The 25,435-nt window shown below is 48.4% G+C and carries 29 protein-coding genes; all 29 read left to right on the top strand.

Going from position 1 to position 25,435, the window contains the following annotated elements; translation table 11 throughout:
* The first annotated feature begins 24 nt into the window (after positions 1–24).
* The 29 genes from HMPREF9141_RS07255 to HMPREF9141_RS07115 all read left to right on the top strand — a co-directional run bounded on the left by HMPREF9141_RS07255 (position 25) and on the right by HMPREF9141_RS07115 (position 25,433).
* A complete protein-coding gene (locus HMPREF9141_RS07255) occupies positions 25–342 on the top strand; it encodes a hypothetical protein (protein WP_007367982.1) in 318 nt (105 codons plus the stop codon).
* Entirely contained in the window at positions 339–1,808 is a 1,470-nt protein-coding gene (locus tag HMPREF9141_RS07250; protein WP_007367981.1) for a hypothetical protein, read from the top strand. Before HMPREF9141_RS07255 ends, HMPREF9141_RS07250 begins: the two co-directional genes overlap by 4 nt.
* Complete coding sequence (locus tag HMPREF9141_RS07245; RefSeq protein WP_007367980.1) at positions 1,805–2,695, top strand: hypothetical protein; 891 nt, start codon at positions 1,805–1,807, stop codon at positions 2,693–2,695. The genes HMPREF9141_RS07250 and HMPREF9141_RS07245 overlap by 4 nt, the downstream gene beginning before the upstream one ends.
* Positions 2,695–3,663, top strand: a complete 969-nt coding sequence (locus tag HMPREF9141_RS07240; protein ID WP_007367979.1) for a hypothetical protein — start codon at positions 2,695–2,697, stop codon at positions 3,661–3,663. The genes HMPREF9141_RS07245 and HMPREF9141_RS07240 overlap by 1 nt, the downstream gene beginning before the upstream one ends.
* Positions 3,660–4,241 carry a hypothetical protein gene (locus HMPREF9141_RS07235; RefSeq protein ID WP_007367978.1) on the top strand — a complete coding sequence of 194 codons (582 nt, stop codon included), beginning with the start codon at positions 3,660–3,662 and terminating at the stop codon, positions 4,239–4,241. The genes HMPREF9141_RS07240 and HMPREF9141_RS07235 overlap by 4 nt, the downstream gene beginning before the upstream one ends.
* Positions 4,242–4,278: 37 nt before the next feature.
* Positions 4,279–4,716: a bacteriophage holin gene (locus HMPREF9141_RS07230; RefSeq protein ID WP_007367977.1), complete on the top strand. Its 438-nt coding sequence runs from the start codon at positions 4,279–4,281 to the stop codon at positions 4,714–4,716.
* Positions 4,717–4,718: 2 nt separating this feature from the next.
* Positions 4,719–5,237: a glycoside hydrolase family 73 protein gene (locus HMPREF9141_RS07225; RefSeq protein WP_007367976.1), complete on the top strand. Its 519-nt coding sequence runs from the start codon at positions 4,719–4,721 to the stop codon at positions 5,235–5,237.
* Between the two features lie 3 nt (positions 5,238–5,240).
* On the top strand, positions 5,241–5,903 hold the full coding sequence (locus tag HMPREF9141_RS07220) for a DUF6549 family protein (RefSeq protein ID WP_007367975.1): 663 nt from the start codon (positions 5,241–5,243) through the stop codon (positions 5,901–5,903).
* A gap of 216 nt (positions 5,904–6,119) precedes the next feature.
* Positions 6,120–7,064, top strand: a complete 945-nt coding sequence (locus HMPREF9141_RS07215) for an amidoligase family protein (RefSeq protein ID WP_007367974.1) — start codon at positions 6,120–6,122, stop codon at positions 7,062–7,064.
* Positions 7,061–7,450, top strand: a complete 390-nt coding sequence (locus HMPREF9141_RS13870; RefSeq protein WP_007367973.1) for a hypothetical protein — start codon at positions 7,061–7,063, stop codon at positions 7,448–7,450. Before HMPREF9141_RS07215 ends, HMPREF9141_RS13870 begins: the two co-directional genes overlap by 4 nt.
* Before the next feature lie 183 nt (positions 7,451–7,633).
* Positions 7,634–7,885: a hypothetical protein gene (locus HMPREF9141_RS07205; RefSeq protein WP_007367972.1), complete on the top strand. Its 252-nt coding sequence runs from the start codon at positions 7,634–7,636 to the stop codon at positions 7,883–7,885.
* Positions 7,854–8,210: a hypothetical protein gene (locus tag HMPREF9141_RS07200; RefSeq protein ID WP_257009582.1), complete on the top strand. Its 357-nt coding sequence runs from the start codon at positions 7,854–7,856 to the stop codon at positions 8,208–8,210. Before HMPREF9141_RS07205 ends, HMPREF9141_RS07200 begins: the two co-directional genes overlap by 32 nt.
* Entirely contained in the window at positions 8,207–9,403 is a 1,197-nt protein-coding gene (locus HMPREF9141_RS07195) for an SNF2-related protein (protein ID WP_007367970.1), read from the top strand. The genes HMPREF9141_RS07200 and HMPREF9141_RS07195 overlap by 4 nt, the downstream gene beginning before the upstream one ends.
* Positions 9,400–9,606: an HP1-YO09 family phage-derived protein gene (locus tag HMPREF9141_RS07190; protein WP_007367969.1), complete on the top strand. Its 207-nt coding sequence runs from the start codon at positions 9,400–9,402 to the stop codon at positions 9,604–9,606. Before HMPREF9141_RS07195 ends, HMPREF9141_RS07190 begins: the two co-directional genes overlap by 4 nt.
* On the top strand, positions 9,603–10,859 hold the full coding sequence (locus tag HMPREF9141_RS07185) for a DUF3440 domain-containing protein (RefSeq protein ID WP_007367968.1): 1,257 nt from the start codon (positions 9,603–9,605) through the stop codon (positions 10,857–10,859). Before HMPREF9141_RS07190 ends, HMPREF9141_RS07185 begins: the two co-directional genes overlap by 4 nt.
* A complete protein-coding gene (locus tag HMPREF9141_RS07180; RefSeq protein ID WP_007367967.1) occupies positions 10,856–11,356 on the top strand; it encodes an IbrB-like domain-containing protein in 501 nt (166 codons plus the stop codon). The genes HMPREF9141_RS07185 and HMPREF9141_RS07180 overlap by 4 nt, the downstream gene beginning before the upstream one ends.
* The gene (locus HMPREF9141_RS13865) at positions 11,353–11,745 is read left to right on the top strand and encodes a hypothetical protein (protein WP_007367966.1); all 393 of its coding nucleotides are present in this window, start codon (positions 11,353–11,355) and stop codon (positions 11,743–11,745) included. The genes HMPREF9141_RS07180 and HMPREF9141_RS13865 overlap by 4 nt, the downstream gene beginning before the upstream one ends.
* Entirely contained in the window at positions 11,738–11,917 is a 180-nt protein-coding gene (locus HMPREF9141_RS12970) for a ribbon-helix-helix domain-containing protein (RefSeq protein WP_083809438.1), read from the top strand. The genes HMPREF9141_RS13865 and HMPREF9141_RS12970 overlap by 8 nt, the downstream gene beginning before the upstream one ends.
* A gap of 400 nt (positions 11,918–12,317) precedes the next feature.
* Positions 12,318–12,572 carry a DUF5053 domain-containing protein gene (locus HMPREF9141_RS07165; protein ID WP_007367964.1) on the top strand — a complete coding sequence of 85 codons (255 nt, stop codon included), beginning with the start codon at positions 12,318–12,320 and terminating at the stop codon, positions 12,570–12,572.
* A 163-nt stretch (positions 12,573–12,735) separates the two neighbouring features.
* Positions 12,736–13,260 carry a BRCT domain-containing protein gene (locus HMPREF9141_RS07160; protein ID WP_040554958.1) on the top strand — a complete coding sequence of 175 codons (525 nt, stop codon included), beginning with the start codon at positions 12,736–12,738 and terminating at the stop codon, positions 13,258–13,260.
* A 316-nt stretch (positions 13,261–13,576) separates the two neighbouring features.
* Positions 13,577–13,885, top strand: coding sequence for a hypothetical protein (locus HMPREF9141_RS07155; RefSeq protein ID WP_040554957.1), 309 nt, complete (start codon positions 13,577–13,579; stop codon positions 13,883–13,885).
* Positions 13,882–14,187, top strand: coding sequence for a hypothetical protein (locus HMPREF9141_RS07150; RefSeq protein ID WP_007367961.1), 306 nt, complete (start codon positions 13,882–13,884; stop codon positions 14,185–14,187). Before HMPREF9141_RS07155 ends, HMPREF9141_RS07150 begins: the two co-directional genes overlap by 4 nt.
* Positions 14,184–14,465 carry a hypothetical protein gene (locus HMPREF9141_RS07145; protein ID WP_007367960.1) on the top strand — a complete coding sequence of 94 codons (282 nt, stop codon included), beginning with the start codon at positions 14,184–14,186 and terminating at the stop codon, positions 14,463–14,465. The genes HMPREF9141_RS07150 and HMPREF9141_RS07145 overlap by 4 nt, the downstream gene beginning before the upstream one ends.
* Complete coding sequence (locus HMPREF9141_RS07140) at positions 14,458–14,733, top strand: hypothetical protein (protein ID WP_007367959.1); 276 nt, start codon at positions 14,458–14,460, stop codon at positions 14,731–14,733. The genes HMPREF9141_RS07145 and HMPREF9141_RS07140 overlap by 8 nt, the downstream gene beginning before the upstream one ends.
* A gap of 133 nt (positions 14,734–14,866) precedes the next feature.
* Positions 14,867–16,201, top strand: coding sequence for a DNA cytosine methyltransferase (locus HMPREF9141_RS07135; RefSeq protein ID WP_007367958.1), 1,335 nt, complete (start codon positions 14,867–14,869; stop codon positions 16,199–16,201).
* A 275-nt stretch (positions 16,202–16,476) separates the two neighbouring features.
* On the top strand, positions 16,477–16,878 hold the full coding sequence (locus HMPREF9141_RS12965) for a hypothetical protein (RefSeq protein ID WP_083809436.1): 402 nt from the start codon (positions 16,477–16,479) through the stop codon (positions 16,876–16,878).
* Between the two features lie 6 nt (positions 16,879–16,884).
* Positions 16,885–20,541 (top strand): SHOCT domain-containing protein, encoded by a 3,657-nt coding sequence (locus HMPREF9141_RS07125; RefSeq protein WP_007367956.1) that lies wholly within the window; start codon positions 16,885–16,887, stop codon positions 20,539–20,541.
* The gene (locus tag HMPREF9141_RS07120) at positions 20,538–22,637 is read left to right on the top strand and encodes a hypothetical protein (RefSeq protein ID WP_007367955.1); all 2,100 of its coding nucleotides are present in this window, start codon (positions 20,538–20,540) and stop codon (positions 22,635–22,637) included. Before HMPREF9141_RS07125 ends, HMPREF9141_RS07120 begins: the two co-directional genes overlap by 4 nt.
* 69 nt (positions 22,638–22,706) lie before the next feature.
* Positions 22,707–25,433, top strand: coding sequence for a hypothetical protein (locus HMPREF9141_RS07115; protein ID WP_007367954.1), 2,727 nt, complete (start codon positions 22,707–22,709; stop codon positions 25,431–25,433).
* Positions 25,434–25,435: the final 2 nt, after the last annotated feature.

The raw sequence follows: 25,435 nt of genomic DNA, 5'->3' as shown, positions 1-25,435 counted from the left end.
TGAAATTGCATAATTTCGCAGGTGATGGGAAAGACGATCGAGATGAACGGCATCGATGCGATGCAGTGGGCGAGGGAGATCAGCAGGGTGCCGCAGGGCGACTTCACGCTGTGTTTCTTTCCCTACTCCCGTTCACAGGGTATGGCAGGCGAGCAGATAGTGATAAAGGAACATTGCAAGTACCGTACGCAGCTGCCGGAGGACAGGTTCGCAGTGGATTCAGAGAACTACTTTCTCTTCACGGACGGAGACGGCAACCCGAAGATGTGCTATCGCATCCTCATCAGGTATATGGGCTTCCCGCAGGACGGATATAAACTACATAAGATAAATTGGTTATGACAGACAGTATCGAACTATACGGCAACGCCGGCACATACGTCACGGACGGCAACGTGCTCTCCTTCCAAATAGGAGAGGGACCGCAGGTGTTCAATGCGCCTGGGCTGCTCGTGCCGCAGGGCAGGCATCCGTTCCTGCACGAACACCAGTGGATGAGCGTGAACGGATACCAGGTGTGTATGCGCGGTATGAACAACGCGCTGTGTGAAGAGGTAACGATGGAGATAAAGCAGAACCGCCTGCTGCCTCGCCTGTATAGCAAGGAGATTAAGATGCTCTATGGTAATGGACCATGCGCCTATATGCAGACTGTAGAAGGTGGTAAGCTGCGGCGTGAGTACACCGCACTGCCTGCGTGGGATGAGTGGTTGAACTCCTGGCAGGAGCATGGTATGGAAACATCTGCACAGGAATTCGCCAAGACCTGTATCAAGAACTATTACTGGTTTGGTGATTACTTCGTCAAGTGGCGGTTCTCACGTGGTAAGCGTATCGGTATGCCACCTGTGGCTGGATTGGAACCTTTGGAGAATAAGCACTGCCGTCTTGCTACTACTCGTAAGGATGTAGCCTACGATCAGATTAACTATGGAGACTTTAACAACATAGCTGTAGGACGGTGGACATACGGCATGGGTAACTACAAGATATATCCTAAGTTCGCATTGTCAGAAGTTGACAACTATCTCTATGCTGCCGTGTCGCACCACAGAGAAAAATCAGTCGACGAGTTCTATGGAGTGAACGAGACACATCAGGGCGCACGTCCATATATTCAAGGAAGCAATAAGACCGCCTCCTACATTAACTCCTTCCTGCGTAATTCCCTTGCAGCGAAGATACACATCATTATCCCGAATGCGTGGGTATCGAGTAAGCGCAATCAGCTGATGAAATTGTGCGAGGAGAATAAAATACGCAATTCCAAGAAGCAGGATCTCGTCAAGTACAACGGCATCAGCATCGGTACGGAATACCGCGAGTCGCTATTGGTTGAGTATATGCGATTGGAGCTGCGCAAGATAGGCGACTATCTGAGCGGTGCTGACAATCAAGGCAAGGCCTACTCTTCTATTTCATTCATGGACAGCTCGGGCAACGAGCAGCAGTGGAAGGTTGAGACCATCGACCTGAAGTATAAGGAGTATATCGAGGCGTTGATTTCCTACGATAAGCGAGCTGAAGAAGCCCTGCTGTCAAGTGTCGGCTTGGATGCATCCATCACGGCCGTCAGCAAGGACGGTGTGATCAGCAAGTCGGGTTCTGACGCTTACTATAACTACCTTATCTATATAATGTCGCTCACACCAGAGGACGAGATATGCGCAGAACCGTTTAATCTCGCTCTCCGATTGAACTTCCCCGAGCTCTATAAGCAGGGCTATCGCATCGGTTTCTACCGTGAAGTGCCACAGCGACAGGAAGACATCGCACCGAAAGACAGACTAAATCAGCAGCAGTCATGAAGAATGTATTAGTAGATATTTTCAAGGATTTTGGTTCGTTCAGCAAGTACGCTCCAGGTGTCGAAACGAATATGGACCTGAACGACCTGCTTTCGTCAGGTCTTACCGCTCGCAAGCGTGTTGAAACCATCATCACCGCAGAGGTGTTCAATGCCATCGTCAGCAGTTCTGATGAAACACTCACAGAGCCCCTGCGTTCTGCTGTGGCGAACATGACGATGGCGTCACAGCTGATTTTCGACAGCATCAATCGCAGGAAGAACCATGTAGACGTCTATAAGTACGAGATGGAAGGGATGAAGCGTGCGTATATGGACAATTACTACAATGCGATGGATTCTGTCATTCAACGCCTGATGTCTACCGAGGTGACGAGTGAAAATACCGACTCTCCAGCTGCTTTGTGGCAAAAATCACGATATTACAAGATAATCGACAGTTGCAAGATAAAGACGACCGAAGCATTCGACTCCATCTATCCAATAGACCTCTCTTACTTCTTCTTCTTCCGTATTCTCCCTTTACAGAAGGAGACGCTCGACGAACGTCTGTCTGCTTACTACGATAGACTCACGGATGAGAACCGTGAGCGGGTAGACCCGATATTGACGCTCGCACTGCTCAAGAAGACCGTTGCTAAGTCGCTCCGTCGCTTCGACATCTTGGAATTTCCTCCGACTATCCGTAATCTCTTCGATGATAGTCACGCTTCACGCACGGGCAAGGACGAACACGACGCTGCGCTTGCTCTTGCTGATCGGCTCGACCTCGAAGCAGAGGAACTCATCTCGAATGCAGATACGCTGCTCTCTACAGATGCCTCAGTGGACTTCTGCTCTAATTCAGCATACAATCATCCTGATGATAATATTATAATGCTACCATAATGAAGGATATTGAACTTGTATATAAAGGTGAGATACATCGCATTCCTAACCGTTGGGATGCGATGACCGACCGCCAGTATATCCGACTTGTGGGTGACTTCCTTCGTATGGCAGCCGGCGAACTATCCGCAGGAGAGGTTCGGATTAACTGGTTATGCGACATCATGGGATGGGATAAGCGCAAGTTCCATTCTGAAGAACAGATTGCTAACCTCGTCGCAATCTCCGAGCAACTTACGTTCATGTTTCAGATTAACTATCCTGATAACAATAGCGTATTGGATGGTGTCGACGAGGAGACTTACGAGTTGTGTCGTCGTGTAGATCCTTACCGCCTGCACATACCGCTTGCACGCGTGCTGCGCCGTCTCGATTATCAGTATGTAATCGACCTCTGTTTCTGTACGCAGCTCATCCCTTCTGTTCGGATTGGTGAGCGTTCTTATCATGGATATAGAATTGAAACAGGCTTCAGTATGCTTACCTGCTCGCTTACTGCTCTTCAGTATATCGAGGCGCAAGCACTTATCGAGCGGGGCGAAGAGTCGCTCCCGCTGCTCGCCGCCATTCTCTACTATACCGAGAAAGAGTATCATTCCGAACGCGCACACGAATTAGCTAACGATTTCGCTGAACTCCCTCTCGAAACGCTCACGGCTATATCGTTTAATTTTCAGGCATTCAATAATTATCTATTCAGCAAGACTTCATTTTCTCTCCTGTCTAAGTTCGTTCATAAGCCCAAGCAGCCTATCACCACCGATGCCTCTGATGCACTCTACGACCTATCCAAGGAGGGACTTGGCGACGCAAAACAGATAGAACAGATGAACGTACTTACTTATCTGAAGGTGCTGCGCAAGAAGACTATCGATGCGGTCAAGGATATGAAGGGTTTTGGCTGGGATAAATTAAAAATCAGTGAGGAGGTGGGGTTGCCTATCTCTGTAATCGATAAGATATTATGATTAAAAATCAGTTTCTCTATTTCGCACAATATCCGTCAAAAGAGGGTGTTCGTGCTATTCTTACCAATGGTGCGAGTGACTTCCCTGGTTATAATGACCTTGCGGAGTCACTTGATAAACTTCCCAATGTGTCGCGACTTCCTGAAATAGCCAACTATGTCTATGGGCAGTCATTCGATGAATTGAAGCAGCGTATCGATAAGCTGGTAGGTTCGTTCCTGTTCGTTGACTACGGTGAACTGAATATGTCTGCCGATGGGCGCAACTCTTATCAGATAACCCAGCGCATTGCCATCACCGTGGCGAACAAGATGCCGAACCGTGCGGACGCTGCCGAATATATGCTTGCTTCCGACCGGACGCTCCAGCTGCTCTCCAAGATTCACGCTTGGATGATAGCTGACGCTGAAGAAGGTAATATCGAGTGGATTTCCCGGGGCGAACTCGACAAAGCGGAGATCATTCCCTTCGTGGCCACGGAATTATCCTCTGTCGGGTGGACGCTGATGCTCTCCTGTGTTGCTCCGGACACGCTCGGAACTCACCTCCTCAGTCGGTCCTTTGGCAAACAGACGTAGTAAAGTAATTTTGTAACACGATTAAAGACAGATTACAATGAAAAAGCTACCCATGATATCTATCGTTTCACTGCCACTCTCCATAGTGGCCGACTACTCGCAGTACCTCTATCAGGACTGGGAGTTTGCCAAGTGGATAGGCGTCGCTATCATCATCGACACTATCCTAAGCGTGTGGAAGCATCTCCTCCACAAAGATGCCTCAAGCGAGGCCTTCTTCAGTAAGTTCAGCAAGAAGATTGCTATCTACATCCTGCTGCTCATCCTTTCCAACGTACTTGCCAACTTTAAGGTGAATGGAAGTGTGGTCGGTACTACCCAGTGGATAGGAACTTATCTTTGCGTGTTTATGATGGTGCGAGAGTGCTTCTCCTGCGTTGAGAACATCCAGGCCATCTATCCCATATTTCCCACCTCATTCGTCCGCCGTCTGAAAGACTTCAATGACAAAGGCGAATACATCAAAAAAGACTGATCATGGCAACAGCAGCACAGCGTGATTTTGCACGCAGCATCTATGCAGCAGCTCAGAAGGCTACTGACATCGCCCCCGAGTTTGTCACGGCGCAGGCCATCCTCGAAAGCGGATGGGGCAAGTCGCGCATAGGAAAGTTCAACCTCTTCGGTATCACTCGTGGCAGCAACTGGAAAGGGCATACCGTCCTTATCCTCACCCACGAGTACTTCAACACGCCTAACCGCACATTCGTTGCACCAGAGAAAATCGTGTCCATCGCCAAGTGCAGGACCGGCAACAGATGGTATTACACCGTTTACCGACTATTCAAGGACTTCGATTCCCTTGAGGAGTGCCTTCAGGAACATACCCGCCTGCTCCGCAAGCCCGGTTATGCCGATGCCTGGCCCTACCGCCACGATGCCGAGGAGTTCGCCCGCCGCATCTGCGACAACAAGGGCAGCAAGTATGCCACCTCACCAGTCTATCAGCAGCAGATGCTGCAGATGATCAAGACAGTACGTTCAATTTGTCAGTAGCCTATGTTCACACAGATAAGACGCAGACTGCAGGTCATCACCGCCGTCCTCATGGTGGTCTTCGCCGGCCTTGCGCTGGTTGCCTTCCGCGCATACAGCGACATGAAAGCCGACCGTGACCGGCTGAAGGAGAACCAGAGCCTTCTCCTCCATAATGGAGAAGTGGAAATCAAACAGACGAACACAGGCAGCAGTCAGGCTTCCGTCCCGGCACTGACGCTCCGCCCGTCAGAGTTCCGCCGGAGCGGCGACACGCTGCTGCGGACGGCCAAGGCCGCAGGGATAAAGGCTTCCCGCATCTCCGAAGCGGCCACGGCGGCTACAACAACACACGTAGACTTCGATGCACGGGTGTTCCGTACGGTGGTGCATGACACATTAAGAGACACCGTCCTTTGTTCAGCAAGTCCGCTGCCAGCCCTGCCCCCGTCGAAGCAGCTGCAGCTGTCATGGAATGACCCGTGGGTGTCCCTGTCTGGAACGATTGCCGACTCCGTCTTTCACGGTTCGCTCACCTCCACCGACACTCTCGACATCATCGTCCACCGCGTTCCCAAGCGGTTTCTCTTCTTCCGCTTCGGATGCAGGCAGGTGCGCATGGACATCATCAGCCGTAACCCTCACACACGGCTCACCTACGCACGGTATCTTCAGCTGATCAGATAAAGGTTTCATAGGTTTTAGTTGTTAGTTTCATAAGGTTTGTTTAGGTTGACTCGAGCCGCCGCAGCGATTGCGCCGGCTCTTTTCGTATCGTTCTTTAGCTATAGATAATTACTGCTAAACCGCTGATTATAAAGGCGGTATTACTTGCGTGTACCCTATTATAGTGTTACCTTAGCAGTACAATTAGAAACAAAGAACATTCAAAAAACAAAGATTATGAACGAGCAAATTCAGAACATTCTTAACGAGAACGGAACGAAGACTTCAAAGATTCAGAAGCTCCTCACCCTTGGACTTACACGCAGACAGGTTGCTGACCTTGTAGCAGGTGGTAATTACGGATTCGTGCAGAACGTCTACAAGCGCATGATGCAGGGAATGACACAGAACGCAGCGCAGGCAGCAGCAACGGTTCTTCCACAACTCGACTACACCTTCAACCGCAACTTCGGTATCGAGATTGAAGCTTACAACTGCACACGTGAACGCCTCGCAAGAGAACTTACCGCAGCAGGCATCAGGGTAGAGGTTGAAGGTTACAACCACACTGACCACACCGACCATTGGAAGCTGGTTACCGACAGCAGCCTTTCAGGAAACAACACCTTCGAACTCGTTAGCCCAATCCTCCACGGAGAGCAGGGGCTTGAGGAACTTGAAAAGGTCTGCTGGGTGCTCGACCTCTGCAACGCTAAGGTTAACGACTCTTGCGGACTTCACGTTCACATGGACGCTGCAGAGTTCGACCTTCAGACTTGGAAGAACCTTATTATTACTTACAAACGCCTTGAGAAGATAATCGACCACTTTATGCCTTTAAGCAGACGCAACAACCGCTTCTGCAAGGGGCTTACCACCATTACAGAGGCAACCATCAACCGAGCTTCTAATATCAGCGATCTTAGAGCAGCTTTCTACCACAACCGCTACCACAAGATAAACCTCGAAGCATACGCACGCCACCGCACGGTAGAGTTCCGCCAGCACGGAGGTTCAACAAACTTCACAAAGATGTCTGCCTGGATTCATTTTCTCGCAAAAATGATTACCTTTGCAAAGCAGGGACAGGTACAAGAAGGAACAACCCTTCAGAACATCCCCTTCCTCACCGAAAGCGAAAAACTTTACCTAAAGATAAGAACAAAAAAATTAGCAGTATGAGAAGAATAAAGATAGAAACAAGAGATGGTCTGCAAAAGCCGACCATCTCTCCAAAAGAACTCGTTGGTGCTATTATTACCGAAGCAAAGCTACAAAGCCAGCTCCCTCATAATTTAGTTCCCGAACATCACCGAGTAGATTCACCAAAATTCAAAACCTACCGCATTAAAGGAGACAACCACAGAATTGTAGCATACAGCCCCGAGGAGTTCCTCCGCCAGCTCCATGCAGGCAGCCGTTTCGACAGCGAGGGCACAGATACGGAATATATGCAACGCTTCGCTCACCGCTTGCAGGAGCTCGAGGGCTACCTTGTTTCCACCGACAGCCCCGAGGCTTTCCTTGCCGACCTAATTAACAGAGGTTTCGTGACCGTTGAATTATAAAACACGATGCTCGTTCTTTGTTGCCGTAGCAGTCCCGAACTGTTACGGCTTTTTTTTCAATATTGAGAAAAACAAACTTTCTTCAAAATAATTTGAAAAACGCTTGCATATATCAAATGTTCTTTGTATCTTTGCAGTGTACAATTAAAGAAGGTGAGACACACCGTAAAAACTGTAGAAGACATGAAACGTATAGAAGCACTTTTAAAAAGTGGTGTAATCAACACTGAGTTGGAATATACCTCCCAAAGCGAGAGTTCCTCTGTTTATTTTTTCGTTTATCACGGAGAGGATGAACAAGGGAAGTTTATACTTTTTGGTTATGTGCAGAAAACAAATACTGCTCATAACGCAGTAATTAACGGAGAGAATATCCACGCTTTCCACGTGGAGCTGACAGACGATGATTATAACAAACTTGAATATCTCTGGTAATATGAAGAAGACACAATGTTTCTCCGTTCGATTAGAGAGCTTATTCTCTATTTCTGACAAAGCTTATAAAGCTCGTTCTTATGATGGCAGCGAAGATATTTTACCAAAATCTTGTGTCTTTGGTAAAGACCATGAAGTGAAAAAGAGCGATGCGTACTGGGTAGCTTCTTGGATTCTTCCAAAGAAGAAGATTCAGTATAGCACAAAGAAAGAAGCATGGTTTGACGCTCATGGGAAAAGACTTCCTGAGTATAGTAGTGTTCGATACAAACCTAATCAGGTTGAACCAGTTTTAGACAATAGCGTAAAAGAGCTGGAAAGATGAACGGCTTACTGACACGACAAAAAGACTGCATCCAACATCTGCTAAAATGGAAGGTTGGTGCAGTTTTTATGGATGCTGGAACGGGAAAGACCCGTGCTGCAATGGAGATCGTTAACACGTCTCCATGTGAGAATGTTATATGGATAGCCCCACTCCGTACCTTAGACAATCTTAAGGCAGAAATAGCAAAATGGGGAGGACTGAAAGGAACGGTCGATTTCTTTGGTGTGGAGAGTATCGGACAATCGGATAGAATCTACCTGTTGGTCTATAATCTGTTATCCTCGGGCAAAAGTACATTCATCGTTATGGATGAAAGCCTGAAAATCAAGAATATGGAGGCAAAGAGGACCAGGCGTCTTCTTTGCCTTTCACGGAAGGCGGAATATAAACTTATACTCAATGGAACACCGTTGAGTAAGAATCTGCTTGACCTTTGGTCACAGATGGAGTTTCTTGATCATCGTATTCTTAATATGAGCTACACTCAGTTTAAAAATACTTTCTGCGACTATACAACATTTATAAAAAAATGTGGAAGAACAACCATAACACGTGAGTTTATCAATGGGTATGAAAATATAGATTATCTCCACTCGCTGATAGAACACTACGTATATAAATGTGACTTGAAATTAAATATAAGTCAATACTATAATACTATAAATTTTAAGATTGGTGAGAAGGAAAAAGAAGAATATATCAACATTAAAGAGTTGTTCCTGGACAACGAAATGTTGGAATACAGAAACAATAATATCTTCCTTGAGATGACTCAGAAGATGCAGCACGCATATTGCTGTACAGCTGATAAGTTTACCAAGGTTGACGAGCTGTTTACTAAGATTCCACAAAAAGATACTATCATCTTCTGTAAGTACATAGACAGCCGGACTGAATGTGAGCGTAGATATAAGGAGGCAAAAGTCCTCTCTTATCAAAAAGAGGCTTTTGGGCTGAATCTGCAGCACTATCAGTATATGATCTTCTTTGATAAAATATGGGATTATGCCCTGCGAATGCAAGCAACCCGTAGAACCTTTCGTACAGGACAGGAGTCTGACTGCATCTATTATGATATGACAGGCAATGTCGGACTCGAGGATATGATTGATACTAACATTGAGAAGAAGATCTCTATGACTGAATATTTCAAGCAAAAGACAATTGAGGAAATAAAAACTGAATTATGAAGGATTTTAATTTAACATCGGCAAAGGATGGGGCAAAAGTTTGTACCAAGGACGGTAAATCCGTTCGCCTACTTGCTTTTGATCGGGAAAGTGCGTCTTTCCCAATTGTTGGATTAATAGAAAACCGGAAAGTCTGCTGTTATACTATCGACGGCAAATACTACGCTGATAAAGATTCTGACAACGATTTAAGGATGGTATGAATGTATATGAAGCTGCAATAAAAAGACTCAATATCATATTTGATAAATTCAATTATGTATATGTTTCTTTCAGTGGTGGTAAAGACAGTGGCGTGTTGCTGGAACTGTGTGCTAAAGTTGCTGAGGAACGTGGCGTTCGATTCGGGATCTTTCATATGGACTACGAAGCGCAGTACAAGATGACCTCTGAATACGTGGAACGTACGCTTGAGCGATTCAAGAACAAGGCGGATATTTACCACGTCTGCGTGCCATTCAAAGTCACGACAAGTACAAGTATGTTCCAGTCCTACTGGAGACCATACGAAGCAAGCAAGCAAGACCTATGGGTGAAGAAGCCTCCTGTCTATGCGATGACAGAGAAAGACTTTCCTTTCTTCTCTGATAAGTTGTGGGATTATGACTTTCAAGACGAGTTCGGGGAATGGCTTGCTGCAAAGTACAAAAGTGTATGCTGTTTGATAGGTATCAGAACCGGGGAAAGTCTAAACCGGTGGCGTGCCGTACACAGCGACCGGAATTATAGAGTCTGGGAAGGGTATTCCTGGACAAATACTGCAAAGAAGTGTGTTGCAGCTTACCCGATACACGATTGGGCTGTAGAAGATGTTTGGACGGCGAATGCCAAGAACCGGTGGGACTATAACAGATTGTATGACCTGTTTTTTTATGCAGGCGTTCCACTTCACAAGCAGCGTGTCGCTTCTCCATTCTTGGGTGAGGGAATGGAGGCTATACACCTTTACCAGGTGATAGAACCCGATACGTGGGGACGTCTTGTCGGACGTGTCAATGGGGTTAATTTTGCTGGTCTATATGGCGGAACAACTGCTATGGGGTGGCAGAAGATAACTAAGCCGGATCATTTCACGTGGGAACAGTATATGTACTTCCTGCTCGATACTTTGCCGGAAGCGACAAGGAAGAACTACCTCGACAAGCTTGCTACAAGTGTCAAATTCTGGAAAGAACGGGGTGGATGCCTTGACGAAGACACCATCAGCAGACTTAAAGAGGCCGGAGTCAAGATAGAAGTCGGAGGCACAACGAACTACAAGACGACGAAGAAGCCTGTCCGGATGGAGTATCAGGAAGACTATACAGGCAAGAACTTCAAGGATATTCCTACTTACAAGCGTATGTGTGTCTGTATTATTAAGAATGACCATCTTTGCAAGTATATGGGCTTTTCGCTTACGAAGAATGAATTGGAACGTAGAGAAGCTATTAAGGAAAAATATAAGGACTTATGAAATCACCCGTATATAATGTGAAAGCTGTTCCTATAGAACAGATACAGGCAAACAGTTACAATCCAAACCGGGTAGCACCACCCGAAATGAAGCTGCTGTATGAGAGTATTAAGGAGGATGGATATACGATGCCTATTGTCTGCTATAAGTTACCCGACGGAAAATATGAAATCGTAGACGGATACCATCGTTATACGGTCATGCTCACCCATAAGGATATTTACGAGCGTGAAGGTGGTAAGCTGCCAGTCGTAGTTATAGACAAGGATATAAGTAATCGTATGGCTTCAACGATTCGTCATAATCGTGCGAGGGGTAGCCATTCCATAGAGTTGATGATGAATATTGTAGGCGAACTGAAAAAGTCTGGCATGAGTGACCAATGGATCATGAAAGAGATTGGTATGGATGCTGATGAGCTGTTACGCTATAAGCAGCTGTCAGGTATTGCAGAACTTTTCGTTGATAGAGATTATACAGAATGTAAAGAGATATGAAGAAATTTATTATTCAAAAGAGCAGCATTCAGCCTAACGGCTGGGTGTTGACCGATACAGAAAACAAGGTCGTTATAACATTTGAAGACGGCTTGTTTAATGAGAGTCAGAAGGTGACTCTCTTAGAAGACAGTTCTGCAACAGCGGAAGAACTCGCTCACATCGTCGGTGAGATGGGTAATTGGGTCGCTCGACACCATGGAAGTAAATGCTTCCGTAAGACCTACGGATTTGAGATTAGTGAGGATGACACGAAGCGTTATCTTTATCGCAGAAAATCTCCACGGTGGAGAATGGAAATAGAAGAAAAAAGAGTAACAGCGGAAAGTCTTGCAACTTCATTACGCAAGGCTGCAGAATTTTTAATCAAAAGGAATCGTTATGAGTAATAACAGAGGTGGCGCACGTCCGAACGCTGGACGTAAATTTTTAGGCAAGGTTCCGCTCAACTCACGAGTGAGCGAACAAGCAAAAGAGCGATTAACGCAATTAGCGATTAAAAGTGGTGTATCCATTTCTGAAATGCTCGAAGTGGTTATCAATAGTTATCAATTTCGTTAAGTCACGAAAATGTTTAGACGAGGTTCTCTTTGAACCTCTTTGCCATGGTGATACAAATATCATCATGGCTTTTTAAATGTTAAATATTCAATCTTACTACGATTTTTTATAGTAAATATTTGCACACTACGAATATTTGTAGTACCTTTGTATTGTCAAAAGAAAACAATGAGAATATGAAACAAAAAAAAGAAATGATGGAGGTTACACCCGAAGAACGGGAACTCCTCGAAAGAATGAGAAATTACAATCGCTCTTATCCAAATGGCTATCCACAACTCCTATGGGATTTACAGGAACTCTTCGACAAAATGGTCCGACAGCCATACGAATAAAGCTAAAAACCTCTCCCCTACGAGGGAGAGGCACAATAAAGTAAAACTATTAAAAAAAAGAAACAATGGAAACTGTTATGACAACCCCAGTAGTAGTTACTGATATGAAAAGAAAAGTACAAGACATCTTAATGTCGGTTTCATGGCGTGATTTTGCCAATACCTACTTTCAGAAGTCTTCCTCTTGGTTTTACCACAAAATGGACGGTATCGACGGCAACGGAGGTGCAGGTGGTTTTAACCAACAGGAAACTGAACAGCTGCGAGGCGCACTTATTGACCTATCCAACCGTATTCGTCGTGCAGCAGAAAATATTTAGGCGAGGTTCTCATTGACCTTAAGACAAAAGTCACTCATCGCCTATGAGTGCATTTTAGCCTCTCGCAATGCGAGGGGCTTTTTCTTTTCATTTTTTTGCGTTATTATTCGTTTTTTGTATCTTTGCTCCGATTTACGAAACAAAAACTAAGAACTATTACATTATGGAACATCAACTTATTGTGGAAAGCGACCTTATCGCTTACCTATCTCAGAAAGAAAACATTAACACATTTATCAATTTCTGTATCCGTGAGCGGATGAAGGCTGAAATCAACATGGCGATGAGAAAGGTTAGAAGACCATCTCTGGAAGAAAGAGAAAATAATCATATCAATTCTGATACACTGAAGCCTCTTAGTGCGGAAGAAGTAGAAAACCCTAATACGCCTTTCTTCGGTAAGAAGATAGTTATAACAGGGCAGTTTCTCGCCTTTCCGAAACGTGATGTCTTGGGAAAACTTCTAAAGCAGTATGGGGCTGATATGAATACTTCTATCAGCAAAAAGACGGATATAGTCATTATGGGCTATGCAGCAGGACCAAAGAAGAAGGATTTAATCAAAGACCTCAAAGGGCAGGGTTTTCCGATTCAAGTATATAATGAGGACCAGCTGCTGAGAGTTTTTGACGAATATCAGATACCTCATGATGAACTACCTGACGAGAAGCCTATTGTTATAGAATAATTTTTGCGTCACGCAAAAAATACTTGCGTTTTTATTTGGCGGTTACAAAAAGACTTCTTATCTTTGCAACTGTCAAACAATGTGTAGTAATACACAAATAAGGGCGAGAAGAAATTTCAAGCCCCGAACTTATTAAATTTCGATGGGCTTATTTTTATGCCCATACTTGCAGCCTTCTGCAATGAAGATATGGCGGATGCCTTCCAGTGAATTTGCCCTTGTTGGTGTAAGACACATTGTTTGACGACAGGAAGAGCATCCGCTTTTTCTGTATCCGTACCTGACGGATTCAGGCAACAGTCAAACAATGTGCAACATGCAACAAGTAATCGAATTCGAGAGCTCTGCAAAGCAACAGCAGCCTATCGACGTACGTGCTACGATACAGCAGAAAATCAAGTCTATTAATCATTGGCTCGACGCCAAAAGCGAGTTCTACAGCCGTATCTGCGAGTTCTCAGTTACCCGTCGTTTGGTGATTAGAGTTAATCTTGTATCTTTGTGCGTGATAGTAGCAGCTGTAGCCATCGAGCAGCAGCCTATTACATCTGTAGTTTCAACCCTCTGTGCAGGCTACTTAGTATATCGCATAAATAAATCAGAAAAGAAAGGAGGCTGTGCATGAAGATTGTACAAGACCCTTCCGTCTATGGCTTTAAGGCTGAGACGGGGCTTTTCATCCCAGCTGGAGATATTTCTTTATTCCCGGGATTGCTGAAGTCCATACGAATAAAAGTACAACGAGAGGCCGATAAAGTGTCGCGTATGTATGAGCATTACAAGGATATTCACGAGTCCGGGTATGCTACATCACGGGAATGTACGCTGATGAATAAGTGGGAAGAGAAGTTGCAGACTCTTGAAGGATTTATCAACACATTGGCAGAATTTCAATCTTTTTTGGAACAGAAAGGAGGCAAAAAATGAAAACCACTCTCATTCATCTCAACGAGCAGGCCACCGAGACTCTCGAAGCGATGCTCGATCCTGGCTATATTTCTGAGCGTACCGAGCGTCTGCAGGCCATCGAGGATTTCCTTATCGACCAGTGGCGCGATGCCGGCACCATCAAGCCAGATACTGCGCTCACCTTCCTCGACACCCTGCGCTCACTGCGCAAGGATCTTACAACATTTCTCACGTCGGTAGACCCTTCCGGTGAAGCCGGCTGTCGTCAAACCTTTAACCCTTCAGACAATGAGTAATCAGAAAGAAACCCCTGAGCGGCCCATCACCGATATCAGCATCTATGTGGCAGCTCTCTCCGCTACCTACCGCCCAGCTTCGGCACCTGCCGAAGCCACACATTTCTTCTCCACTTCCGAAGTCTTCGATGCCATTCGTGGCATTGATCCCTCCGCCAAGGTGAGCGCAGAGCAGGTGTTTTCCGCCCTTCGTGATGCAGGCTTTAAGTTCTGCAACCGCCCCGGGGCGCAAGGTTTAGAGTTCAAATGGATGTTCCGTGAGCGATAATTTTCTTTTTTGTCAAAGCATCCATTCATTTGGATGTTTGTTTGTCAGGGCACTTCGTCGTGAGATGAGGTGTCCTTTACAACCAAAGAAGAAGTACATAAATTTGCCATAGACAAACAAACAGGTAAGATGAATGAGAAAAATTATCAGACATGCCTCGCTCTTCAGCGGTATTGGCGCACCCGAACTCGCAGCCTTATGGCTCGGATGGCAGAATGTTTTTCATTGCGAAATCAACGAGTTCTGCAACACAATCCTCAATTACTGGTTCCCAAACTCCATCAATTATGAAAACATCAAGACAACAGACTTCTCAAGGTGGCAAGGACAAATCGACATACTCACAGGAGGCTTCCCTTGCCAACCTTTCAGTTCAGCAGGACGGCGATTTGGAGCGGACGATGACCGCTACCTCTGGCCAGAGATGCTACGAGTCATCAGGCAGATACAGCCCACTTTCGTCATTGGTGAGAACGTTGCTGGTATCCTCTCGATGGTACAGCCCGGCGAAGAGGTTAAGGTGGGAAGCACAACCTCTCTCTTCGAGGAGAACGACGACATTTACCAAAAAAAGCAAGGGTTCGTCGTCGAAACCGTCTGCTCAGACCTTGAGCGTGAAGGATACTCCGTCCAGCCGTTTGTTGTTCCGGCTTGTGCCGTCGGTGCGCCCCATCAACGAGACCGAGTGTGGTTCGTCGCAAGAAGGAATGTTCCCACATCTCCTACTGACACCATGTACGAGGGAATTCTGCGAAGACCCGGCGTCAATGAGAGCGAGGGCAAAGCGCAACGGCTACAAGAACGGAACGAAATACAACAGCCTACTGAGCCAAGTAGTCTACTCAGACATGCTCCCGACACCTTTAACACAGGGGCTGAAGGTATGCGAGGACGGCAAGCAGAAATTCCTTTCTCTCGGGCTGCTTCCCACACCATTAGCGGTGGAGATACAACACAGCAAGCGTATCAAGGCTCTGAAGAAGAAAGGAGGAAAGACGATGGGCAGCAGAGCCAACGGCGAGCAACGCCCCAATGGTCTGATGGACTTCTTCAACTTCCACGGCATACTGCCGACACCCTGCGCCCAGGACTTCAAGAAGAGGGGAGTGAACTCCAAACAGAAGGGATTACCCGAGATGTTCCGCAAATGGGACTGGCTGCTGACACCAGGGGCGAGCGACGGGATGAGGACCATGATGACAATGGACAACCTCAAGGGGCACCGCAAGAAGAACGCTGCACAGAGCAACCTGTCGGAGCAGATTGCCCACAAAATTGGTGGAGGGACTTCCCAACTGTCTCCCCTGTTTGTAGAGGAAATGATGGGCTACCCTTTGATATATCTCGTCTTACCATTCCTTTTACAAGATGGCGACAGGAATCGATAAAAGCCCTCGGCAATTCTATGGTACCGCAAGTTGTCCTCGAATTGTTCAAGGCAATAGAGGTGGAGATTTTCGAGGATTAACTTGCGTTATTCCTAATAAAAATTTATATTTGCATTAAAATAAACATTAGATTTATGGAACTGATACAAGGTCTATCTTTTGTAATAGCACTCGTTCTCATGCCGATTTTATGCAGAGGGCAGGTTTTTATTATTAAATTTCTCTACCTCATCTGCATGACGTTGCTGACCCCGATATTCGGGTATCCAGTCTACCGGTACATCATGAGTCACTAATAGGATGTCCTTTCATTCATGACTGTCTGTTATTATATTTGCACTGTAAAAAGGCAAATATGGTAACAGACAGTCTCATTCGTAAGAAGTTCGTTCGCGACACCCTTCAGCAGGGTATTTCCAAGATTTATGCTACGCAAGAGTCGGTCGTGCGCAGCAATTATCAGCTTCGGTCAGGACGGCTCCTTACTTCTCTCTCCAAGCATTCTTCCGATTCCAGCATATCGGGTGAATCTTACACAATCTTTGTTCGTATTTTACCCTACCTCCGCTTTTTGGATATGGCATACCGTCAGCGCAATGACCGCATAGCCAAGTCCAGACGGCGTAACCTTGCGCTTTATAACCGTGTTGTCTGGGGTGTCCTCTATCATGAGACATTCCCGCAACTTTGTTACGGCTTTACGGACGAAGTACGTAAGGGCATCCGTAATCAATTGGAATCATCACTTAATCCATAACAAACAATGGCAAATAAACATCTATCCGAAGACCACATACAATATGTTGTTGATGTAAAGACGAGCAAAGCACAGCAGGAACTGTACCAGCTGGAGCGTGCAACAGCCGATCTCCGCAAGGAGATGAAAGCCCGACAGAATACAATGCTGGAACTGGAAGCAGCTGGCAAGAAAGAAACAGCCGAATACAAACGTCTGCAAGCAGAGGTAAAGAATTACAATGCACAGATAAAAGCTAATGAAACGAAACTCCGCAGTCTTCGTTCGGCTATGGACATCAATGCAATGACAATGTCTCAACTCAAGAAGCAAGCTCGTGACCTTCAGACAGCTCTTAACAACACGTCGAAAGCAGCTAATCCGCAAGAGTACGGGCGGTTAGCTTCAGAGCTTCGTAGTGTCAATGGACGTATCTCGGAGTTGAAGCGTGATGCTTCTGGACTGGGTGAATCGATGGGTAAAGAGTCTACGGGCATCATGGGTAAGTTTGAAGGCATGTTCTCGTCTATCTCTGGAGGATGGACAAAGCTCGTGGGTGTTGCAACAGCTGCTGTCGCTTCCATCTCCGCAGTCATCGAAGGAGCCAAGTGGTTCTATAATTACAACATGGAAATTGAGGAAGCGCAACGTCTGACTCGTGAGTTCTTCAACATACAAGGAGACGAGCTCGTCCACACGCAGAGTCAGATATCTGCTCTCGCTGAACAGTTCGGTAAGGACTACAAGGAGGTACTCGGTACTGTAGAGTCACTTACCAATCAATATGGTATATCTACTACTGAAGCTATTAATGCTATTAAGGACGGCTTGCAGGCTGGTGCTGACCTTAACGGTACATTCCTTAGTCAGATTCAGCAGTACGGACCTGCCTTCAGTGACGCAGGTGCATCTGTGAAGGACCTCGTCGCAAGTATCACGCAGACCCGCTCTGGTATCTTCAATGAGGCTGGTATGGGGCTGATACAGACCGCGACGAATCGTATTCGCACGATGTCGACTGCAACACAGGGTGCGCTGAACTCTATCGGCATCTCAAGTAAGCAGCTTGAAGCAGACCTTATCTCAGGAAAGACCTCCATCTTAGAGGCTATTAAGATGATTTCAGGCAAGATTAAGGAACTGCCTGAAAACTCTATGCAAGTGGGTCAAGTTATGAAGGCTGTTTTTGGAAAAACTGCCAGCAACGAAGGTATGAAGCTTGTGAAGACCTTAGCTGACATGTCTACTAATATGGACGAACTGAAGGGCGTGACAGGAGAGTATGGTGAGTTACAGCGCGAGGAGGTTGAAGCCCAAGCAGAACTTAATGAGAAGATGTCTAAGTTCTTCGGTCTTGGCGAAAACGGATTTGACGAGCTTACTATGAAAGCTAAGATATTCGGAGTTAAGGCTTTGTCTAAGATTATCGATTACACGGTTAAAATAATAAACTACTTTATCGACCTCTACAATGAGTCCAAGATATTCCGTATCGGAATTGAACATGTCAAAAATACCTTCAAGAACACGTGGGAGGTGTTCAAATTTGGAGTCAACCTTGTCATTGATGGATTCAAAGGAATGGGTCGAATGGCGAAAGCATGGGCAAAGGTGATTGAGGGTGCATTCTCATTCGATGTCGATAAGATTACTACAGGAATAAAGGGACTTTGGGACGCTTATAAGGATACATGGACTGAGATAGGTCAGGACGCTAAGAAGATGGCTGCGAACGTTCGCGGAAACTTCATCGATGCGATAAACAATACAGTTGGAAAGAAGAAGGTTGCACGTATCTCTGTTGACGTTACTCCAGATGTTAAGACTCATTCGAGTAATCCGAACTTAAAAGAAGAAAAGCACCGTACGATAGAGAATGGAGTAAAAGATCTTAAGAAAAAGAAAGAAAAGAAGAAAAAAACCACTGACCCTGACGATGTAGCGAGCAAGTTATTTGCGCACGATCGTGCACAAGATCTTGATGCTGAGAAGCGAAGATACGATAAGAGTCTGAATGCATTAAAGGAAGCACTTGCTAAGAAGACCCTCACACAGGAGCAGTACAGTGCATACGTGGCTGCTCTCAATATTCAGCATCAGAATAAACTACTCGATATCGAGAAGACTTACTTGCAACGCTCTGAGAATATGGTATTCAAGGATGCTGCGAAGAAGAAGGCGTTACACGAAGGGCAAGTTAAGGCTGTCGCTGACCAGCAGCAAGCTGCGAACACTGCATATATCGAGGCAGAGAAAGAGTATTATGAGTCCTTGGACCAGATACGACAGTCAGCTTCTGCTAAACCGCAGACTCTTCAGCAAGAATGTGATGCGAAATTAGTAATCCTGGATGGATATTATAAGGCTTCCTTGCAGCGTGCGAAAGACAATGGAGAGCGTGAGAGAGAGGTTACTGAAGCGTACGAAGCTGCTAAGGCTGCAATCGTTGCAGAGTATGAGCAGAAAAAGGAAGAGGAGCGTGCTCGTGCAAAACAGGAGTACGGCCTTGAGACGTTCGATGAACAGCAAAAAGCAAAAAGGAAGAAACTTGACGAAGACTACGCAAAAGGACTTCTCTCGGCAGAAGAATATGAAAAAGCAAAAAATAATCTTATAAAAGAAGCTGAGGAATATAGAAATCAAATACTCCAACAGTATGGTCTTGCAAAACGCAAAGATATCTATCAAGAAGAACTCGAGCATCTGAAAAGTCTGTTGCAGGCTGGATTTATCAGTCAACAAGAATACGAGGAAGCTGTCTCACGTTTAAGACGCGAAAAATGGAAGGAGGACTTTGAGAATTACAAGGGGCTTTTCGTTGACGCTATGCAATCACTTCAGCAAGCAGAGATAGCGAACGTCGATGCTAAGTATGATGCTGAGATTGAAGCTGCGAAGAACGCTGGTAAAGACACTACGGAGCTTGAGAAAAAGAAGGCTAATGAGAAGCTGAAGATTCAAAAGAAATATGCGGATGTTAACTTCGCAATTCAAGCAGCGCAAATCATCGCATCCACGGCTTCTGCTATCGCTAAGACTTTCTCAGAATTGGGTTTCCCTGCTGGTATTCCTGCTGCTGCCTTGATGGGTATCACGGGTGCTGCTCAGCTTGCAGCAGCACTTGCAGAGCGCAATAAGGTGAAGCGAATGACACTAAGCGGAGCAGGCAGTTCCGCCTCTGCTTCAGGTTCACGTGTCGCAACAGGACTTGAGTCCGGAGGTAGTATTGACGTAGAGCGCAAACAGGATGGCAAGATGTTCCATGCCGATTATGATCCAGACAGACGTGGGTTCATCGATAAACCTACCGTCATCGTAGGAGAGGGCGGATACGGACATAGCAAGGAGTGGGTCGCTTCGAATGCTGCTGTGGAGAACCCTACGATAGCTCCATTCATTGACATCATCGATCGTGCGCAGCGTGCAGGGACTATCCGCACGCTCGACATGAATAAGTTTCTTGTTCAGCAGGCGCAAGGTCGTGCCTCTGGTGGATATGTCACCCCAACGGTTAACGATGTGCGTGGTATGGCTAAGGACTCCTACAAGGATACGCTCATCGAGCGATTAACGGATGTCCTGGACCGCATCTCCACAGAGGGCATCCCCGCCAGCGTGGCACTGAACGAACTCGAACAGAAGCAGCAGCTGCTGGACAAAGCACGAAAATTCGGAAGCAAATGAAAATAACCAATCTGGAAAAGAGCGAGGACTACAACCTCCGTCCCGGTACGCAGATACAGATCGAGCGTACCAATCCCTTCTTCAACGACTACGGCGAGCAGACCGCTCCGCTCGAGCTGCCCGCCTCGGAACGCAACCGCCGCCTGCTCGGCTTCCCCGACTCTTTCGGCCGCCGGGTGAAGATGTCGCCTGCGGACGTCACCATCCAGGACGGCGAGTACTTCGCGCAGTGCCGGCAGGTGGTGCTTTCCGCACAGTACGGAGGCGGCATCTCCACATCGTTCTACGTCAACGACGGATCGTTCTACTCCCGCATCCAGAACATCAGGCTCAAGGACATCTTCGGGGACGAGTGCATCCCCGGCGTGGACTCCGTGGAGAAAGGGATCGAGTTCTGCCGCCGGCTCCGCACGAACTCCTCGGACGAGTACGGCATCTTCCCCGTGCTGCTCACCGACGATTCCGGCGACAAATCGGGGATGAACTACAAGGTGCTGAACGCATACGGAAAGGAACAGGTGCTGAAGTGGAAGAAAATCTATGAATGGTGGGACTACCAGTTCCCTGCCGCCACGGCGTTCAACCCCGACATGGACGGCGAAGGCTGCGACTTCTACAATGCCGTACAGCGCACGGAGTACGTGGACGGCATCCCCATCACGTTAAAGCCGGGCTACTACATCTCGCCATTCATCCGCGCCAACTACCTCCTGCGCCGCGTCTTCGCTTACTTCGGCTACACGCTCGCGGACAATTTCTTCACACGCACGGACCCGTTCCGGAAGATGGTCGTCGTGAACAACGTCATGGACACACTGGTGAACGGACGGATAAAGGTGGCCGACCTCGTGCCCGACTGCACCTGTGCCGACTTCATCGCCGTCTTCCGCAGGAAGTTCTGCTGTGAGTTCACATCCGACGAGGGACGGCGCACGGCGGACATCGTCTTCCTGCGTGATACCCTGGACGAACAGCCCGTGGCCGACCTCACGCACTGCGTCACCGGAGAACCCACGCTCGCCTACAAGTCCGAGAAGGACTACAAGCGGCTTACCCTATCACCAGAAGAGAAAGTCGACACGGACCTCTCTGACTCCTACGACGACCTCGACTCCATGGTGAAAAACAACCCCTGCGCATACTTCAACCCGGAGGACGGGGCTTTCTACAAGCGGGGATTCTCGGGCGACTACGAAGTGATAACGAAGATAGGCGAAGCGTCACAGGACTACAATACCGGCGGCAGCCTCGAGGCGAAGGAGGTGAAGATACCCGAACTGATGCCCGAGTTCCGGATGCTTTCCTATAAGGGTACGGTTGACGATGCTGAGTTCACTTACGACATGGGGCAGTTCCTGTACATAGGAGCCTACAAGTCGCTCAACTCGAAGATGGTCATCGCCGGGAAGGACAAGGAGGAGACCTCCGAACCGGCAAGCAGGCAGAAGACGATGCTCGCCTTCAGCTATCTGTCGGCCGGCCGGCCGGAAGGGACCATCTCCCCGCACGACCTGTCCGACAGCACGCATCCCCGCATCTTCGACTATGCGCTCTATTACAACGGCCCGCAGGGCATCTTCGAACGCTTCTACCGTGACTACGACCTCCTGCTCCGCAACTCCCTGCACGACATGAAGGTGAAGCTGCTGCTGTCTCAGTCACAGAAGCAGAACCTGCCGTCAACGGCAAAGGTGGTGATACGCGGCGTTCCGTTCCTGTTCAACAAGCTCAAGTTCACGCTCGGAGGCAAGGACGAACCGGTGGAATCCGATCTCTACACCGTAACGCTCATGGAACCCGTCAGCGAGGCACCTGCCGTCAGCGGACAGCTGAAGGCGATGGATGCCCGGTACAGATGGGTGGGACGCGAACGCGTGACGGAAGTGGGCTGGGACGAGTACGACGGATCCGGACCTGACAAATGGCGCACGTTCGTTACCGTCTATCCACCGCTGCCCTCTGCCGAATACGTCGGGAAGCCTTACGGACGGCAGGTCTCCTACACCGAGCAGCAGACCCGCCACGGAACGGCATTCCGCCATGCGAAGTACAAGTACACCCGGACGGAAGTGTGGCTGGAATGCGTGCCCCTGTGAAAGACGGATTTTCCTGTCCTTTACACTTCAAATACATTCCAATACCTTTGCTCAAAACTCTGACGACACATGGATATACTGCATAAACCCGATGCGCTCAGCCTGACAGGCTCGATGGACCACCTGGTCCTCTCGGCGGCGGACGACGTATCGTTCGTCCTGAAATATGCCGACAGCGGACAGACAATCGTCCAGCACGTTTATACCCCCTCCAAGAATGGACGTATAGAGGTCGATCTGGAGCGGATCATAACACCGCTGCTGTCGTTCCGGCTGCAGGACAGACAGGAACCCTACCGGCAGACGGACATCGCACGCCGGTTCAGGATCGAAATCAAGGAGAAAAAGACGAATGCCGCCGCATCATACGCTTTCACGGCCCTGCGTGCCGGCATCGACCGCCTCGCCGATACGGCCGACGCATGGCTCAAGGGGAACTTCCTCACCTGGCAGCCGACGGTGAAGCCCGTCACTTACTACACGCCCGAGTTCCTCACCTACTATGCCGTGGAGGATTCTGTCGTGAAATGCAAGGCCTACACGGAGCAGGACGGTGGTCATGCGGAGGATATCCTGACGCTGGCCAGCCTGGGCAAAGACACCGTATGGACCGTCCCCCTGCAGTATGCCGTCATCGCCGGAAAGACGGGGAAGCTGCCCTCCTATTATGATGTATGGGTGGAAGACACCGCAGGCACACGCCTCACTTACGTGCAGCGGTACTACGCCTCCGGCATCCGCAGCGAGCAGGAACAGTGGGTGCTTTTCGAGAACTCGCTGGGCGGCATCGACACCTTCCGCGCATACGGAGACTCGGAAAACACGGCGAAGCACACGCACAACATCGCTGAAATCGGCGACGATGCAGAGGAGTACCGCGTCGATACCGTCCGGGAGTACAAGAAGAACACCGGGCATCTCTCTCTCGAGGAGCGCAAGTGGCTGCTCGACTTCTTCCCTTCGCTGGGGAAGTTTCTCTACGCAGGCAATCATATTCGCCGAATCGTCGTGACGGAAAGCGATGCGACATGGAAGACTTCGGAGCTGCCGTCAGCCTACAGCTTCACGTACCGTTATGCCGATGCCCGGCCTTACCTCAACATCACGCGTCCGGAAGGTGCCGCACTGCGGACGCTTGACATCAAAATACCCGACATAGGGTCTTTTACCGTCGCCCCACGCCTGGCTGAGCTGGAACGGCTGCCGCTGAGCGGTGGGGCACTCTTTCCGGTGCAGAGTCCTTACTCAGACCACTGGAACATCACTTCGGCCGCCGCCCTGCTCGCCTGGTTTGCAAGCGAGGTGAAAGCGAACTACGGGGATGACGGTGCGTTCGGGCATCGGCACGACAATATGTCGGTGCTGCAGGCACTGAACCGTATCGGCAATTATCTGACGCTCGATGCACAGAAAATCTCTGCCGGACTGGCGGATGTAGCCGTCTCAGCACAGTCGCTCGCCCCGGAGAGTACCGACTGGGACAAAATTGTCCGAACGGACAAAGACACCCTGGTCCGTGCCGTGACAACCTTCCTGAAAGGAATTTATGTGGCCGGCGGCAGAGGTATAGACAAAGACGGCACTGCAAATCTTCTCGACCTGTTTTCACGCTATGTCACGGCAGAATCCCTTAAAAGCAGGGACTTCCATTCAGGCCTGCTCGACGGCTCGGGCTACGGAATCTACGAGGACGAGCACGGAAAGAGCGTGGCGGAGGTGGACAGGCTCGAGGTCAGACAGAAGGCGACCTTTGCCGAGTTGGAGTACATACGGCTGGCATTCACCACAGGCGACGTGGGTTATACGAGCGCAGGCGGCAGAATCGCTTTCGTGAAGAAGACAGGGAACGTGTTTCGTTGCTACTTCTTGGCTGATGACGGAGAAAAGCGTGTCGCCAACGAGTGGCGGGTGGGTGATATGGCTATGTGCAGGACGGCGAACCTCCTGTCACGGACGACGAAGCAGGCGGCCGACCGCTACTACTGGAGGCTGGTGGTGAACACAGGCGAGGAGACAACCGGCGGAAAGCCGTATTACTTCATCGACCTGTCCGACACCAGGGGAAGTCTCGAACTGACCGTTGACGGAAAGAAGCATGTCTGCGTGGGCATGGACACGAGCACGGAGAACGACGTGCCGCAGGCGGAGGACGACATCATACAATTAGGAAGCCAGACCGACCCAGACAGGCAATACGCTTATGTCATCTATGTGTCGGAGGGAAAGCGGGTCGATTATGCCGGCATCAACGACTACGACCTCACACGGCACATCGTCAACGAGTTCTCGCCACGAGGAACAACGATACGCTCCGACAGCTTCAAGGTCATATCCGGAGCAGGGACAGGCACGAGCAGCCCCCTCGTCTGCGAGCGCGGGGCGTGGTACGATGGAGCCGTGTCCGGGCACTACGATCACTGGAGCCACAACAACGCCACGTGGCTCTGCATCGTCGGCAAGGGTATGACCACCACCGCCGAGCCCAAGGACGGCAGCCCGGAGTGGCTCAAGGAAACCTACGGAGAAAGCAGTACCGAACTGGACATCTTCACCGACCGTGGGAATATCATCCGCAACGGACAAGGGACCGTCACGCTGACGGCTGTCGTCACGCATGGCGGCAAGGATATAACTGACACATTTCCTATGTCCGCTTTCTCGTGGACGAGGAACAGCGGAAACAAAACATACGACACAGAATGGAACAACAGACACGTTGGGGTAGGGAAAACCATTACAGTGAATGCGGCAGATATATTCAAACGTGCAGTGTTCGAGTGCATATTAGACAATTAATT

Origin of the sequence: Prevotella multiformis DSM 16608 (genome assembly GCF_000191065.1) — a bacterium.
GTDB classification, from domain to species: Bacteria; Bacteroidota; Bacteroidia; order Bacteroidales; family Bacteroidaceae; genus Prevotella; species Prevotella multiformis.
Note: the sequence above shows the minus strand (reverse complement) of the source record. Positions and strands in the feature narration are given on the sequence as shown.